Below are 15,352 nucleotides of genomic sequence, written 5' to 3'. Positions count from 1 at the left end.
TCAGCGCTCCTCAATCAGAGTAATTTGGTCAAAGGGCGCCTTGGGGCGCCCGGTGCCGCGTGCGAGCGTCGCAATCGCAGCCTCGATTTTCTCTTTGTTTTCAGCCATCCAGACGTATGCGGTCTGATGAGAGGGGCGTGCACCGATCAAACGCATATCCGCCGCCAGTCGCTCGGGCACAAGCGCCCGTACGATGCGGTTGTCGATGTCAATCTCGACACGGTAGCATTCGGTTGCTGGATCGCGGCCCCTGATCTCCATTATCGGTAGGTCACCTGTTTGACGGCAGCGATCACCTCATCCGTGGTGATCAGGGCCAGCTTTTCGAGGTTCGCTGCATAAGGCATCGGAACATCCTTGCCTGTGCAGTTGATGACCGGCGCGTCGAGATAGTCGAACGCTTCCTGCATCACGACCGAGCTGATGTAGCTACCGACCGATCCTTGTGGCCAACCTTCTTCCACAGTCACGAGACGGTTGGTCTTCATCACCGAGTTGATGATCGCGCCAGTGTCCATCGGACGGATGGTGCGCAGGTCGATGACCTCCGCGCTGATGCCCTCTTCGGCCAGTTTATCGGCGGCTTCGAGGGCATATTGCATACCGATGCCGAAGCTTACAATGGTCACGTCTGAGCCTTCGCGCCAGATACGAGCCTTGCCCAGAGGAATGGACAGGTCATCCACTTGCGGCACGTCGAATGTGCGTCCGTAGAGGATTTCGTTTTCCAGGAAGATCACCGGGTTGGGGTCGCGGATCGCCGATTTCAGCAAGCCTTTTGCGTCGGCGGCCGAGTATGGCATCACGACTTTCAAACCAGGGATCTGCATGTACCATGCGGCGTAATCCTGAGAGTGCTGCGCGGCCACGCGGGCGGCGGCACCGTTGGGGCCACGGAACACAATGGGGCAGCCCATCTGACCGCCGGACATATAGAGCGTTTTGGCGGCGGAGTTGATGATCTGGTCGATCGCCTGCATGGCGAAATTGAAGGTCATGAATTCGACGATGGGTTTCAGGCCACCGAAGGCTGAACCAACCGCGATACCTGCAAAGCCATGCTCGGTGATCGGGGTATCGATCACGCGTTTGGGGCCGAATTCGTCCAGCAGACCTTGGCTGATTTTATAGGCGCCCTGATATTCGGCGACTTCTTCGCCCATTAGATAGACATCTTCGTCGCCGCGCATTTCTTCCGCCATCGCGTCGCGAAGCGCTTCACGGACGGTCTCGGTTTTCATTTCCGCGTCGGCTGGCCAATCGGGCGACAGGTCCACAACCGGAGCGGCCGGGGCGGCAGCTGCAGGAGCGGGGGCCTCAATCGCCGCAGGGGCGGCCTCGGTCACCGTTGCGGCTGCGGGGGCAGCCGCGGGCAGGGCGGAGGCGTCTTCGCCTTCTTCCACAAGGATCGCGATGGGGGTGTTGACCTTGACCCCTTCGGTGCCCTCGCTGATCAGGATTTTGCCGACGATACCTTCGTCAACGGCCTCAAACTCCATCGTGGCCTTGTCGGTTTCGATCTCGGCCATGATGTCGCCGGAAGATACGGTGTCGCCTTCCTTGACCAGCCATTTGGCCAACGTGCCCTCTTCCATTGTGGGCGAAAGGGCGGGCATGAGAATTTCGGTTGCCATGTCTTATTCGTCCTCTCAGGCGTAAATGTCAGTCCAAAGCTCTTCGACGGAAGGCTCGGGGCTTTCTTTCGAGAATTCGGCGGCTTGGTTCACGACTTCTTTGATTTCTTTGTCGATCGCCTTCAGGTCATCCTCGGTCGCATGTTTGCCGGTCAGCAGCAGCTCGCGCACATGTTCGATCGGGTCGCTTTGCTCGCGGACCTTCTGAACTTCTTCGCGGGTGCGGTACTTGGCCGGGTCGGACATCGAGTGACCACGATAGCGGTAGGTCTTGACCTCAAGGATGTAGGGGCCTTTGCCTGCGCGGCAGTGGGCGACGGCTTTCTCGCCTGCGGCTTTGACGGCCAGAACATCCATGCCGTTGACCATTTCGCCCGGGATCCCGAAAGCCTGACCGCGGTGGTAGATATCCGCCGAAGAAGTCGAGCGCGCTTGTGCTGTGCCCATCGCATATTGGTTGTTCTCAATTACGAAGACGACTGGCAGATCCCAGAGGGCGGCCATGTTGAACGTCTCGTAGACCTGACCCTGGTTCGCAGCACCGTCACCAAAATAGGTGAACGTCACGCCGCCGTTTTCCTTATACTTGTCTGCAAAGGCCAGACCCGCGCCTAGCGGGACCTGAGCGCCAACAATGCCGTGGCCGCCGTAGAAATGCTTCTCTTTCGAGAACATATGCATCGAGCCGCCTTTGCCCTTGGACAGGCCGCCCTCACGCCCGGTCAGTTCGGCCATCACGCCGCCCGGATCCATTCCGCAGGCCAGCATGTGGCCGTGGTCGCGATAAGATGTGATGCGTTTGTCGCCTTCTTTTGCTGCAGCCTCAAGGCCGACAACAACCGCCTCCTGTCCGATGTAGAGGTGGCAGAAACCACCAATCAGACCCATACCGTAAAGTTGCCCCGCCTTTTCTTCGAATCGACGGATCAACAGCATCTCGCGGTAGTAGGTTTTCAGCTCTTCCGCAGAAACGTTTGGTTTCTTTGTGGTTTTTCGCGCAGCCATTGTGGCGATCTCCCCCTTTCGGACAGATAGTTTAGCGTTAAACTATCTTTTAGAGCATTTCTTGCGATCTGGCGAGCGTAAATATGACGCAGCGTAGCTTTGCGCAATTCATGCAGGGGGAGAAGGGGGTTAGCGGATGACGATTTCATCCGCGCGGATCATGCCCAGTACGGATCGGGCCTGTTGATCCAGCAGGTCGAGATCAAGGTAATTGTCCGAGAGGCGACGGGTGAGGTTTTCCATCTCGGAAATCTCAGATTTGAGCGCCGCGAGGTCGCGTGACAGGGCGTCCCGTTCCGCCGAAATCTCGACCCGTCGGAACAGGCCATAGTCTCCCTGGACGGCGGCGAAGGTGAAATATACACCCAGCATAAAAGCCACCGAGAAGAAAAAAACTGCGCCCAAACCGGGCCGATGGGAACGGGACACTCTGTTGACCGCCGTATGAAGTCTGCCTCAATAACGGGCCCTTTGTGGGCCTCTGATTGCACTATGTCACAGGTGATTCGGGATGTGAATCCCCTGATTCGCAAAAATTGTGCGGTTGAGTCAGATTGTCTCGCGGCCCGGTTTTGAGCGCCGCGATGATCATTGCTCCAGTGCTGCGACGCCGGGCAGGGTCTTGCCTTCCATCCATTCCAGGAAGGCTCCGCCTGCGGTCGAGATATACGAGAAGTCCTTGGCCGCGCCCGATGCATTCAGCGCGGCAACGGTATCCCCGCCACCTGCGACCGAGATCAACTGACCCGCGCGTGTCAGCGCAGCGGCTTTCAGGGCGGCGGCGTTGGTGGCGGCGTCAAAAGGCTCCAACTCGAACGCGCCGAGCGGGCCGTTCCAGATCAGGGTCTGGCTTTTACTGAAGATCTCGGTGATGGCGGCGACGCTTTCAGGGCCTGCGTCCAGGATCATACTGTCTTCGGGGCATTGATCGGCGGGCAGGACCTGATGCGGGGCGTTTGCTTCGAATTTCTCGGCGACTACCACATCAAATGGCAACACGATGCTGCAACCGGATGTTTCGGCCTTGGCCAGAATCTCTGCGGCGGTGTCTTTCATCGCGGTTTCGGCCAGCGATTTTCCGACATCAACGTCCTTGGCGACAAGGAACGTGTTCGCCATGCCGCCGCCGATGACCAGATAGTCGACCTTGTCGATCAGGTTGCCCAACAGCTCCAGCTTGGTCGACACTTTCGCACCGCCAACAACGGCTGTCACAGGGCGTTTTGGTGCGCCCAAAGCGCCCTCCAGCGCCTCAAGCTCGGCCTGCATCAAGCGACCGGCGCAGGCGGGCAGCAAACGGGCCAGCGCCTCGGTCGAGCTGTGGGCGCGGTGCGCGGCCGAGAACGCGTCATTGCAGTAGACATCGCCGAGACGCGCCATGCCAGCGGCCAGATCGGGATCGTTCTCGGTTTCAGCCGCGTGGAAACGGGTGTTTTCCAGCAGCAGCACCTGACCGGGCTGTAAGGCGTCTGCGGCCAGTTCCGCCTCAGTGCCCACGCAATCGGCGGCGAACAGGACCTTCGCGCCGAAAGCAGACTCCAAGGTCGGGACAAGTTGGTTCAGCGACAGGCTTTCACGGCGTTCACCGCCGGGACGACCGAAGTGGGCCAGCAGGATGGGCTTGCCACCGGATGCCAGAATGTGCTGCACCGTGGGAACAATGCGCTGAATACGGGTGGCGTCGGTCACAACACCGTCAACGACCGGCACGTTGATATCCACGCGCACCAGCACGCGTTTGCCGTTCAGGTCCATATCGTCCAGTGTTTTCCAGCCCATCGCGCAATCCTCGTGTTTTGATACCCTTTGGGCGGTTCTTTTCCTGCATTTTGCCCTCAGGTCAATGCGTCACTTGGCATTCAGGCGCTTGGCGCATAGGTATTTGCGCAAGACAAACGACAGGAGGGCCAGATGGCCGAGATCAAGGATCCCGAAAACACAATCATCATCGAGCTGAAAGACGGCAATGTCGTCATTGAGCTGCTGCCCGACGTGGCGCCTCTGCACAGCGCCCGGATGAAGGAGCTGGCCCGTGGGGGCGAATATGACAACGTGGCCTTCCACCGTGTGATTGACGGCTTCATGGCCCAGACCGGCGACGTTCAGCACGGCGACATGGAAGACGGATTCAACATCCGCATGGCGGGCACAGGCGGGTCGTCTCTGCCGAACGTTCCGGCGGAATTCTCGAAACTGCCGCATGACCGTGGAACTCTGGGCGCTGCGCGCTCGCAGAACCCGGATTCGGCAAACTCGCAGTTTTTCATCAACTTCAAAGATAACCACTTCCTGAATGGTCAGTACACGGTCTATGGCCGCGTGATCGACGGGATGGAGCATGTAGACGCTATTGTACGGGGCGAGCCGCCTGCGAGCCCGGACCGCATGATCAGCGTCAAGGTAGCGGCAGATGCATAAGCTCGCCGCCGCTTTTGTCCTGCTGGCCAGCCCCGCGCTGGCCACTGGGCTGCAGATCGAGGTTGAGGGGGAGGCCAATGGCACCATCACCGTTGACCTGTTCGAAGATGTCGCACCCAAGCACGTGGAGCAGATCACCGCGCTCGCCAACGCAGGTGAGTATGACGGGGTCGTCTTCCACCGCGTGATCGAGGGGTTCATGGCCCAGACCGGAGATGTTCAGTTCGGCAACCAGACCAAGGGCAGCTTCAACGCTGCCAATGCAGGTCGTGGTGGCTCGGACCGTCCTGACTTGCCGGCCGAGTTCTCGGACATCACCTTTGATCGCGGTGTGGTCGGCATGGCGCGGTCTCAGAACCCCAACAGCGCGAACTCGCAATTCTTCATCATGTTCGAGCCGGGACCGTTTCTGGATGGCCAGTACACCGTTGTCGGTCAGGTCACGGACGGGATGGACGTAGTTGATGCGATCAAACGCGGTGCTGGTCAGAACGGCGCCGTTGTCGGCCAGCCCGACGCGATGAAAAAGGTCACTGTGACCGAGTAACGAAAAACCCCGGCGCAAGTTCATGCGCCGGGGTTTTCTTGTGGGCTAGGGATTGAAATCAGTCGTCGCCCATTGCTTTCCAGATCAACGCACCGATAGCCCCCCCGATCAGTGGGGCGACCCAGAACAGCCAAAGTTGTGCAAGGGCAGGGCCATCCGCAAACAGGGCCACGCCCGTGGACCGTGCCGGGTTGACCGACGTGTTGGTGACAGGGATCGAGATCAGGTGGATCAGGGTCAGGGCCAGACCGATGGCAATCGGGGCAAAGCCCGCAGGCGCTCCGCTGGAGGTGGCGCCCAGAATGATGACGATAAAGAAGGCGGTCAGCACGATCTCGATCACCAGCGCGGACATCATGGAATACCCTTCGGGTGACGCCTCGCCATATCCGTTTGAGGCAAATCCGCCCACGCCTTCAAAACCGGGCGCGCCGCTGACGATCACGTACAGCACCACCGCTGCCGCAATTGCACCCAGCACCTGAGCGACCCAATAAGGCAGCAGGTCCTTGGCGGGGAAGCGCCCTCCGATCATCAGGCCGAGGCTGACCGCGGGGTTGAAATGCCCGCCCGAGATATGGCCCACCGTATAAGCCATGGTCAAAACGGTCAGGCCGAAGGCGAAGGATACACCAAGCCATCCGATGCCAACATCAGCGACCCCTGCCGCCAGAACTGCGCTGCCGCAGCCGCCCAGAACCAGCCAGAACGTGCCGAAGAATTCGGCCGTGAGTTTTGATGACATGAATAGTCCTCCGTAAATCAATGAGGACCAGAGTAATTCAAAAACTGTGATTTGTGAAACTAGCGTTTGGGGGAATTTTCACGGTTTGCAAGTCAGTTATGCACTTCACCCCATGCTGCGGGATCGAGATTGAACAGCGCGGACAGCTGTTCGTAGACCTGAGGCACTGCCTTTTGCAGGGCGTTAGGACGCTCAAAAAACACCTCGACCGAGACGGCGAAGAACTCCTCATGGCCCTCGGCTCCGTAAGGATCGATGACGGTGCGATGCCCGGCCTCTACTGCTTTGACATGGTCGGAATAGGCCGTCAGGAAGACATGTTCCCACTCGGCATAGCTCTGCCCCTTTGCAAGGACCGGAATGCCGTTGGTGCCGCCCGACAGGTCGTCGATCTGATGCGCAAACTCGTGGAACACCACGTTGTGCCCGTCATGGTCATTCATCGCGCCCTGCTTGCTATGCGCCCATGACAGGATCACCGGCCCACGATCCCAGCTTTCGCCGGTTCGGATGATTTCCTTCTCGGTTACGACATAGCCGCTGCGCCTTTTCTGCCGAGACTTGAACGCGTTGGGATAGATCAGAACGGTTGTCAGGTTGTCGTACCAGGTGTCGGTGTTCACCACGAGCAGGCAGGCTTGCGCGGCGATGGACAATTGCATCTCATCGGTGACTTCCAGCCCGTCGCAGCCGTAAAAGCTCACCTGCTCGAGAAACAAGTTGATCTTGCCATCCAATTTCTCACGTAGGTCGGATGGGACGCGTTGGAGGATAGGGACCTGTGCCGCGATGATGCGCCGGTCGTCTTCGCTGAGCGGCTCGGCCAGAAGTGCTGCACGCGCCTTTTTCTTGGACCAGGACCAATACAGAAACGCGCCTGCGACGGCTGCGACAATAGCAAAAAACATCCACATGGGCGGAGTTTATCTGGATCAGTTCAAGCTTGGAACTGGAATCAGAGCAAGGCCCACAGTTGAATCGAAAACGCCGCAGGATGACCTGCGGCGTTTCGAAAATCCGGGTTGGATTTGCTTTACTGTTTGACTTCCGCAGCCGGGTTGGCACCCGGTTTTGCGCCGCGGCCAGGGTTCAGGGGGTCGTCCTGACGCTGAACCGAACCTTCGAAATGCGCGCCGCTTTCGATGGCGATTGTCTTGTGGATGATGTCGCCTTCTACCCGTGCGGTCGAGGTCAGGCGGACCTTCAGGCCACGCACGCGACCCACGATGCGGCCGTTGACCACAACGTCGTCTGCAGTGACTTCGCCTTTGATGGTCGCGGTTTCGCCGATGGTCAGAAGATGTGCGCGGATGTCGCCTTCGACGGTGCCTTCAACCTGAATGTCACCGGTTGTCTTGATGTTGCCGGTGATGTGCAGGTCCGAAGACAGGACCGACGCGGGCGGTTTGGGCTTGGGCGCCGTGCTGGCCTTGGGTTCGGAAGGGGCAGGGGCCGCCGGAGTCGCCGGAGCAGCAGGTTTTGCCGCCTCAGAATCCTTGGATGCGGGCTCGTTGATTTTGCTCTTAGAAAACATTTCTCGCAGCCTTGATGTAAGTCATTGGGTTTACAGGTTTTCCGTTCACGCGCACCTCATAGTGCAAATGCGTGCCGGTGGACCGTCCGGTGCTACCCATATCAGCAATATGATCCCCGCGCGAGACCCTTTGGCCGACCTTGACGTTGATCTTGGTGTTATGAGCATAAAGTGTCTCAATCCCGAAGGCGTGTTTGATCCTCACAAGGCGTCCAAAGCCCGACTGCCAGCCGGCATGGGTGACCACGCCATCTGCGGTTGCAAAGATATCGGTGCCTTGGGGACCCGCGAAATCGACGCCGTTATGCATCCGACGTCCGCCCGTTTTGGGGTCGCGGCGGGAGCCGTAGCCGCTGGTGAACCGCACAGCGGAATGAACCGGGTTCGCAAAGGGCGCTTTTTCGGCCGCCAGACGATACAGGTTCAACTGATCCATTTGTTGTAGAAGCTGGTTTGCGCGCACCTCGTCGGCGGAGATGTCACTCTCCTCGCCGCGGGTGCTCAGGGATAAAGGGGTCAGCGGACCGCCCATACCGCTATATCCGCGCCGCACCTCTTCGATGATGCGGTCCGTGGGCATGCCCGCCTGACGGAACATCTTGTCCAGAGGCTCGACCGAGATCACCATCGCCTCTTCCAACTGGCGGAAAATCTCGTCACTGCGTTCCTGCATCAGTCGGATTTCCAGCTCCAGATCATCGCGCTGGTCCAGCGCATCGCGTGCGTCAGCTGCAATCTGATCCCGCTCTTCCGCGGTGCGAGCCAGCGCGTCGGTCATGAATTCCATCTGCGCCGGGGCCGAGGCGGCCACGACATAGGCGTCCGTTGTATCCGCATCCTGTTGCAGCTTCGCCAGTTCGCCACGGGCCTCTTCGCGTTGCTTCATCGTGGCGCGCAGGGTCGTCTGGATCACTTCGATTCCGGTCTCCAGCTCGCGCCGACGGTTTTCCGAGGCCAAAAGCTCGGACTGCATCGCCGAGACCTGTGCCAGTGCAGCGTTGAACCGGTCCTGTGCGGCCAAGGCTTCCTGAGCGCGGGCGTCACGCTCAGCGGACAGGATGTTGAGACGTTCTTGATAGGTGGCCTGATCGCGTTTGGCTTGTTCGCGGAAGTTGCCAGATCCGATGCTGTCCATCAGCAGAATCGCAGTGGCGACGGCGGTCCAGCCAACCATGACGGCCACACCGGTCACCGCAGCGATCTGCGTTTCCGAGCTGAGTCGGATGTACCGTGTGTCTTTGTCAGATTTCAGAAAAACCCGGCGTTCCGGGAAGTGCCGTTCGAGCAGCGAGTGAAATTTAATTGCCAGACGTGTTCTCACGCGTCTTACCTCTCATCCCCAAGATCGGGACCGGTCGTGGTGCAATAGCCGTCCCTTGGACGGGATGCTTAATAGGGTCTCAGCATTCGGGCAAGTTTGTTGACCAATTTGTCGTCGAAGGTGCAGTTTTCCCCCTACGTATCGGCGAAAACCTGCCGAAATTAACCTTTAACCTCAGTCTGAGACCTGACCCGGCGCGGGCATATCCTCGGTTAGCGGCCAGTAGAAGTCCGGCGGCAATCCTGCCTCGGCGCGTTTCTCTTCGTTAAAGGGGGGTTTTAGGGCACCGTGGAAATAGCGCCGAACCAATTGGTGGAAGACGTCCTTGGGGTCAGCGTTTTCGCGTCCGCACAAAAAATGGAACCATTTGGAACCATAGGCGACATGGCCGACCTCTTCCGCATAGATCACCTCAAGCGCAGCGATGGCTTGCTCGGTCTTGGCCTTGCGAAAGATGTCGATCATGCCGGGTGTGACGTCCAGCCCTCGTGCCTCTAGAACCATGGGAACCACGGCTAGGCGGCCCATCAAATCCTCGGCGGTGTCTTCGGCAGCGCGCCACATGCCTGCGTGGGCGGGCAGGGCGCCGTAAAAGCTGCCCATCTGTTCCAGACAATCGCAGACCATCTCAAAATGGCGCGATTCTTCCTCGGCGCATTTGACCCAGTCATCATAAAAACCGATCGGCATGGGCACATGACCGAAGCGGGCAATGATGTCCCAATGCAGATCCACGGCATTCAGTTCGATATGTGCCACGGCGTGCAAAAGCGCGATCCGCCCGGCCTCGGACCCCGGTTTGCGCTTTGGCACTTCGCGGGGTGAGAGCAGCTCGGGCTTTTCAGGGCGTGCAGGGGTCAAAGGCGGGGTGGCGGTGCCGATTTCAATCGCGTCACCTTCGCCCTTGCGCGACGCGACCCAAGCGGCGGCATGGCGTTTGGACAGGGCGGTTTTTTCCCGCCCGTCCGCTGTTGTCAGAACTTCGGTTGCCATCTGGGTCAGTGTTTGGGGCACTGGTACGCTCCGCCTTGTCGTATCGAGGCTGGGGATAGACCGGATGGCGCTCGAGGTCGAGGGGGGCTACATCGCCTTAACGGCTTCAAGCACTGCATCCACGTGGCCAGGCACTTTGACCTTGCGCCAGACCTGTGCGATGCGGCCCTCGGCGTCGATCAGGAAGGTCGAGCGTTCGATGCCCATGGATTTGCGGCCATACATGTTTTTCTCGACCCAGACGCCGTAATCTTCGCAGACGGTCGAGTTTTCATCCGACAGCAAAGGCGTAGTCAGGTCGTGTTTGGCGACGAACTTGTCATGTTTGGCCACGCTGTCGCGCGAGATGCCGAAGACCTGAGCACCCGCATCGGCAAAGTCCTGAAGCTGCTCCGAAAAACCGATGGATTCCTTGGTGCAGCCCGGCGTATCATCGCGTGGATAAAAGAATAAAACGACGGCACTGCCGCGCAGATCCGCGAGGGATACCTCACCACCGCCGTCTCGGGGAAGGGTGAAGTCTGGGGCCATGTCTGAAACGTCGGGCATTGGAAACTCCGCTAAAGGTTTTTAAACGCTGCCCGATATCATAGGGCAACGCGGACGGGTTGAAAGGCGTGGAACGCAAATTGGTGCAGCAGGATCAGGACAATAGCGAAGAGGCGAGCCAACCGAAACGTCGCCGCTCGCGCCGTCGGACGGCGGGCATCTGGACGTTGCGCGGCGTTGTTTTGCTGGTCGTTCTGGCTGTGGTCACGGGGTTCATGGTTCTGGGCCAGCGTATGCACGCCCCGGCCTGGCTGCGCAGTCACGTTGAGGCGCGGTTGGAAGAAAATCTGGGCGGTCTCCAGATCCGCTTTGGCGATGTCAGCTTTATTATTCACGAAGGCTGGCGGCCCCGTTTGCGTCTGACGGATGTGTCCATCAGTGATCGGGCCGGACAACAGATCGCCCAAGTGTCGGATATGCGGGCCAGCCTGGCGATGCGGCCCTTGCTGCGAGGTCATGTGCGACCCAAGCGGATCATACTCAGCGGGGCACAGATCGCCCTGACTCGGGGTGACGACGGTGCGCTGACCCTGACGGTGGGCACTGGCAGCGCGCCCGTGCAAAGCGCATCGAACCTTGCCGAATTGATCGAGGCCGGGGATGAGGTGTTCCTTTCTCCGGTCCTGTCCGCGCTGACCTCGGTGCAGTTGGACGCGATCACGCTGGACTATCGCGATCTGCGGTTGGGGAGGTCCTGGATACTAGACGGCGGCCATATTCAGCTGACCCGCAATGACGATGACATGCGGTTGGCCACCGGCTTCTCGGTCCTGTCCGGGCGCGATTATGTCAGCCAGATTGAGGCCAATTACACCAGCATTCTGGGCACGCCCGAGGCACGTTTTGGCGTGACGATCACCGACCTGCCGGCCGAAGACATCTACGGCCAAAGCCCGGCATTGGCGTGGTTGCAGGTTTTGAAAACGCCGATCTCGGGCGCGGTGCGGGGCAGCGTGGATAGCTCAGGGGCGTTCGGCCCTGTTTTCGCGACGCTCAATCTAGGCGCCGGGGCGGTGCAACCCAACCCAGAGACACGTGCCATCCCGTTCGACTCAGCGAGCACCTACTTCACCTATGATCCCATCCGGCAGGAGCTGGACTTCAACGAGGTCTCGATCGATTCCGCCTGGGGATCGGTGCAGGCAGCAGGCAAAGCCTATCTGCAAGGGGTGGAAAACGGGACGCTCGACAGTCTGGATGGGCAGTGGAGCTTGACGGGGATCAACGTCAACCCGGCCAACCTGTTCCCCGAGCCGCTTAACCTGAAAAGGGCCGATCTGGACGTTCAGATGAAATTTGCCCCGTTCCGGCTGCGCGTGGGTCAGATGACGATTGAGGATGGCGGCCACCGCGTGCGTGCCTCAGGTCTGCTAGTCGGTCTAGCGGACGGCTGGTCGGCCGATCTGGATGCGCATCTGAACCAGATGGATTCTGAAGAAGTCCTAAACTATTGGCCCGAGCGTCTGGCGCCGAAGCCGCGGGAATGGGTGACAAAGAACCTCTCCAAGGGGGCGTTGTCGGATATGGATTTCGCGCTGCGTTTGCGACCCGACAACAAACCCGATATTTATCTGGATTTCGGGTTCGAGGATGCCACCATCCGTTTTGCCAAGACCCTGCCTCCGGTCGAAGGCGCGCAGGGGCAGGCCAGCCTGATTGACGACCGCTTTACCGCAACCGCGCAGCAGGGCGTGGTGATGGCCGATCAGGGTGGGTTCGTGGATGCATCGGGGACTTCTTTCATTATTCCCGATACCGAAATCAAAAAAAATACGCCGGGTATTGCACGGATAAGCGCGACGGGGGGCGTCACTGCCGCGCTATCCTTACTGGATCGCCCGCCGCTCAGCCTGCTCAGCAAGGCAGGGTTGCCGGTCGATATGGCCGAGGGAAATGTGGCGCTTACGGGCACGTTGTCCTTACCGCTGATCAAGGGCCTCAAGTTTCAGGACACCCAGTTTCACTTTACAGGCACTCTCGGAGACATGAGCAGCGATCGTCTGGTACCGGGGTTTTCCGTTAGCGCACCGATGCTAGAGCTGTCCGGAGACCAGACTGGAGTGCAGATCGAAGGGCAGGGCCTGTTCGGCGATGTGCCCGTGCAGGCCAAATGGCAACAGCCGATTGATGGCGAAACCGCGCAGCGCAGCACCTTGACGGGGCAGATCGAGCTGTCTCAGCGCCTGATGGCTGAATTGAAGGCCGGATTGCCGCAAAGCTTCCTAAGCGGGTCTGGCACGGCTGATTTTACGCTCGGTATCGGTGCAGGCGCACCGCCGCAACTGTCGGCCTATTCCGATCTGGTTGGCGTCACGCTTGCTATCCCCGAGCTAGGATGGCGCAAACCCGCGTCGACCAGCGGCACGCTGACTGCTGATGCAACGCTGGGCGATGGTCTGAAGGTTGATGCCTTGAACCTGCAGGCGGCGGGGTTGAGGACTGCGGCGTCGATCACCTTCCGGGAAGGAGAGTTTGACCGCGTGTCTTTTAGCTCCTTCGATCTGGGCAACTGGCTGGCTGTTCCGGCCGAGCTGATCGGGCGGGGCAACGCCGCACCCGACATTCGCGTTCTTGGCGGGGTGCTGAACCTGGGCCGCGCCACATTTGGCGAGTCCGAGGGTGGCGGCAGCGGGTCGGGCGCTGGCCCGAATCTCGACGTAACGCTTGACCGCCTCCAAGTCACTGAGAGCGTGGCGCTGACCGGCTTCAAGGGCACGTTTCAAACGACCGGAGGGGTCAACGGCACCTTCAACGCCCGTGTCAACGGAGGGGCTGCCATGCAAGGGCGCCTCACCCCGCGGGGCGCGCGGAGCGCGGTAGAGCTGACCTCGAACGATGCCGGCGCCGTCTTGCGCTCGGCGGGTTTGCTGACGCAAGCAAGGGGCGGAACGTTGGACGTACAGTTGGAACCGGTCGCGGCGGCTGGTAGCTATGACGTGATCCTGAGTATCGTCAGCACCCGTATTCAGGATGCGCCTGCGATGGCTGCGCTGCTGAACGCAATCAGTCTGGTCGGGTTGCTGGATGAGATGGCTGGCCAGGGCATTTTCTTCTCGTCCATCGACAGCCGGATGCGGATCACCCCGACCGAGGTCAAGATCCTCAGCGGAAGTGCTGTTGGCCCGTCCATGGGCCTGTCTTTTGACGGAACGGTGAATACGGTGGCCGGGACGTTGAACCTGCGGGGTGCCATTTCACCGATCTATTTGCTGAATGCGGTCGGCAGCGTTTTTACCAAAAAGGGCGAAGGGGTCATCGGGTTCAATTATTCTCTTACCGGGCCGTTGGCGGACCCGAAGGTCTCGGTGAACCCGCTGTCGGGCCTTGCGCCGCTGTTCCTGCGCAACCTTCTGCGTCCTCCGGCCCCTACGGTTTCAGATGGGCCGAACGCTCAACCGCGCAAACCTGACGAACCCAAGCGTACTTACGGAGCCCCGAAAAGCGACCGCTAGGGATATGGCCGAATCTCTTGCGGCCTTGTATGGCGCGGCCATGAAACTAAGCGATTTTGATTTCCACCTGCCCGAAGACCTGATTGCCACCCGGCCCGCCAACCCGCGCTCATCCGCGCGTTTGCTGGTGGCCGAGGGTAGGTCGATTTCGGACAGCCATGTGTTCGATCTGCCCAACTGGCTGCGCCCCGGCGATCGGCTTGTGTTGAACGATACGCGCGTGATCCCGGCAAGGCTCAGCGGGCGGCGGCACCGCGACAGCGCGCAGGGGCCGGTTTCCGCCGCGATCGAGGCGACGTTGCTGGAGCCTCAGGCGGATGGGTCCTGGACCGCGCTGATCAAGCCGCTGAAAAAGGTCAAGCCGGGCGAAGAGATCGTATTCTCGGACGATCTCAGTGCGACGCTGGACCGGGTAGAGGACGGGCAGGCCTATCTGCACTTCAACCTCAGTGGCGAGGATTTTGACGCCGCCCTTGAACAGGCCGGTGCGATGCCCTTGCCGCCCTACATCGCTGCCAAACGTCCGGCGGATGAGCAGGACAAGACGGATTACCAAACCATCTGGGCGCGCAACTCGGGCGCTGTGGCCGCACCAACCGCGTCGCTGCATTTTGACGATGCGCTGATGGCGGCACTGGCCGAGCGCGGGGTGGAGTTCAGCCACGTGACCCTGCATGTGGGCGCGGGCACGTTTTTGCCGGTCAAGGTCGAGGACGTGACAACCCACAAGATGCATGCCGAGTGGGGCCGGGTCAGCCAGCAGGCCGCTGATGAGATCCGCGCCACCAAGGCGGAGGGGGGGCGGGTGGTCCCGATCGGCACCACCGCCCTGCGCCTAATCGAAAGTGCAGCGCGCAGTGGTCAGATCGCGCCTTGGGAAGGGGAAACCGACATCTTCATTTATCCGGGCTTTAAGTTCCACGTGACGGACGCACTGATGACCAATTTCCACCTGCCCAAATCGACCCTGCTGATGCTGGTTTCGGCTCTGATGGGGCAGGAGCGTATGCGGTCCGTCTATGCCCATGCGATTGAACAGAAATATCGCTTCTTCTCATATGGGGATTCATCCCTTCTGATCCCCTAAAACCCTCAGCCGCGACACTGTCAGACAGGGAATGTCGTAGACAGGCGCGATCTGCATTTGTTTTGAT

General features: G+C 59.9%; 15 protein-coding genes. 4 read left to right on the top strand and 11 right to left on the bottom strand.

Annotation, left to right across the window (positions count from 1 at the left end; genetic code table 11):
• From ACR0AI_RS04885 to ACR0AI_RS04865, 5 genes are all read right to left on the bottom strand, one after another.
• Positions 1 to 261, bottom strand: a complete 261-nt coding sequence (locus ACR0AI_RS04885) for a hypothetical protein (protein ID WP_170374009.1) — start codon at positions 259 to 261, stop codon at positions 1 to 3.
• On the bottom strand, positions 261 to 1,634 hold the full coding sequence (locus tag ACR0AI_RS04880) for a pyruvate dehydrogenase complex E1 component subunit beta (protein WP_480672018.1): 1,374 nt from the start codon (positions 1,632 to 1,634) through the stop codon (positions 261 to 263). Before ACR0AI_RS04880 ends, ACR0AI_RS04885 begins: the two co-directional genes overlap by 1 nt.
• 15 nt (positions 1,635 to 1,649) lie before the next feature.
• Positions 1,650 to 2,639, bottom strand: a complete 990-nt coding sequence (gene pdhA, locus ACR0AI_RS04875) for a pyruvate dehydrogenase (acetyl-transferring) E1 component subunit alpha (RefSeq protein WP_170466225.1) — start codon at positions 2,637 to 2,639, stop codon at positions 1,650 to 1,652.
• Positions 2,640 to 2,768: 129 nt separating this feature from the next.
• Complete coding sequence (locus ACR0AI_RS04870) at positions 2,769 to 3,068, bottom strand: septum formation initiator family protein (protein ID WP_170640755.1); 300 nt, start codon at positions 3,066 to 3,068, stop codon at positions 2,769 to 2,771.
• Positions 3,069 to 3,227: 159 nt separating this feature from the next.
• Positions 3,228 to 4,418, bottom strand: coding sequence for a phosphoglycerate kinase (locus tag ACR0AI_RS04865; RefSeq protein WP_480672016.1), 1,191 nt, complete (start codon positions 4,416 to 4,418; stop codon positions 3,228 to 3,230).
• A 132-nt stretch (positions 4,419 to 4,550) separates the two neighbouring features.
• Here ACR0AI_RS04865 and ACR0AI_RS04860 point away from each other — a divergent pair, with 132 nt between their 5' ends.
• The gene (locus ACR0AI_RS04860; protein ID WP_170374004.1) at positions 4,551 to 5,057 is read left to right on the top strand and encodes a peptidylprolyl isomerase; all 507 of its coding nucleotides are present in this window, start codon (positions 4,551 to 4,553) and stop codon (positions 5,055 to 5,057) included.
• A complete protein-coding gene (locus tag ACR0AI_RS04855; protein ID WP_170374003.1) occupies positions 5,050 to 5,604 on the top strand; it encodes a peptidylprolyl isomerase in 555 nt (184 codons plus the stop codon). The genes ACR0AI_RS04860 and ACR0AI_RS04855 overlap by 8 nt, the downstream gene beginning before the upstream one ends.
• 58 nt (positions 5,605 to 5,662) lie before the next feature.
• On the opposite strand, the gene aqpZ is transcribed toward ACR0AI_RS04855, so the two are convergent.
• The 6 genes from aqpZ to ACR0AI_RS04825 all read right to left on the bottom strand — a co-directional run bounded on the left by aqpZ (position 5,663) and on the right by ACR0AI_RS04825 (position 10,746).
• Complete coding sequence (aqpZ, locus tag ACR0AI_RS04850; RefSeq protein WP_480672014.1) at positions 5,663 to 6,349, bottom strand: aquaporin Z; 687 nt, start codon at positions 6,347 to 6,349, stop codon at positions 5,663 to 5,665.
• Positions 6,350 to 6,441: 92 nt separating this feature from the next.
• The gene (locus ACR0AI_RS04845; RefSeq protein WP_480701268.1) at positions 6,442 to 7,263 is read right to left on the bottom strand and encodes a M90 family metallopeptidase; all 822 of its coding nucleotides are present in this window, start codon (positions 7,261 to 7,263) and stop codon (positions 6,442 to 6,444) included.
• Between the two features lie 119 nt (positions 7,264 to 7,382).
• On the bottom strand, positions 7,383 to 7,883 hold the full coding sequence (locus ACR0AI_RS04840; RefSeq protein ID WP_170374000.1) for a bactofilin family protein: 501 nt from the start codon (positions 7,881 to 7,883) through the stop codon (positions 7,383 to 7,385).
• On the bottom strand, positions 7,873 to 9,204 hold the full coding sequence (locus ACR0AI_RS04835; protein ID WP_480672010.1) for a DUF5930 domain-containing protein: 1,332 nt from the start codon (positions 9,202 to 9,204) through the stop codon (positions 7,873 to 7,875). Before ACR0AI_RS04835 ends, ACR0AI_RS04840 begins: the two co-directional genes overlap by 11 nt.
• Before the next feature lie 174 nt (positions 9,205 to 9,378).
• Positions 9,379 to 10,197 carry a ferritin-like domain-containing protein gene (locus ACR0AI_RS04830; protein ID WP_480672373.1) on the bottom strand — a complete coding sequence of 273 codons (819 nt, stop codon included), beginning with the start codon at positions 10,195 to 10,197 and terminating at the stop codon, positions 9,379 to 9,381.
• Positions 10,198 to 10,284: 87 nt separating this feature from the next.
• Positions 10,285 to 10,746: a peroxiredoxin gene (locus ACR0AI_RS04825; protein WP_480672008.1), complete on the bottom strand. Its 462-nt coding sequence runs from the start codon at positions 10,744 to 10,746 to the stop codon at positions 10,285 to 10,287.
• A gap of 68 nt (positions 10,747 to 10,814) precedes the next feature.
• On the opposite strand from ACR0AI_RS04825, the gene ACR0AI_RS04820 reads away from it, so the two are divergent.
• Together ACR0AI_RS04820 and queA are read left to right on the top strand one after the other, a co-directional pair.
• Positions 10,815 to 14,198: a YhdP family protein gene (locus ACR0AI_RS04820; RefSeq protein ID WP_480672006.1), complete on the top strand. Its 3,384-nt coding sequence runs from the start codon at positions 10,815 to 10,817 to the stop codon at positions 14,196 to 14,198.
• A 40-nt stretch (positions 14,199 to 14,238) separates the two neighbouring features.
• Positions 14,239 to 15,285 carry a tRNA preQ1(34) S-adenosylmethionine ribosyltransferase-isomerase QueA gene (gene queA, locus ACR0AI_RS04815; RefSeq protein ID WP_480672371.1) on the top strand — a complete coding sequence of 349 codons (1,047 nt, stop codon included), beginning with the start codon at positions 14,239 to 14,241 and terminating at the stop codon, positions 15,283 to 15,285.
• Positions 15,286 to 15,352: the final 67 nt, after the last annotated feature.

The sequence above is a fragment of the Ruegeria sp. BG3 genome (assembly GCF_056538485.1).
This window is presented reverse-complemented; position numbering and strand designations above follow the sequence as displayed.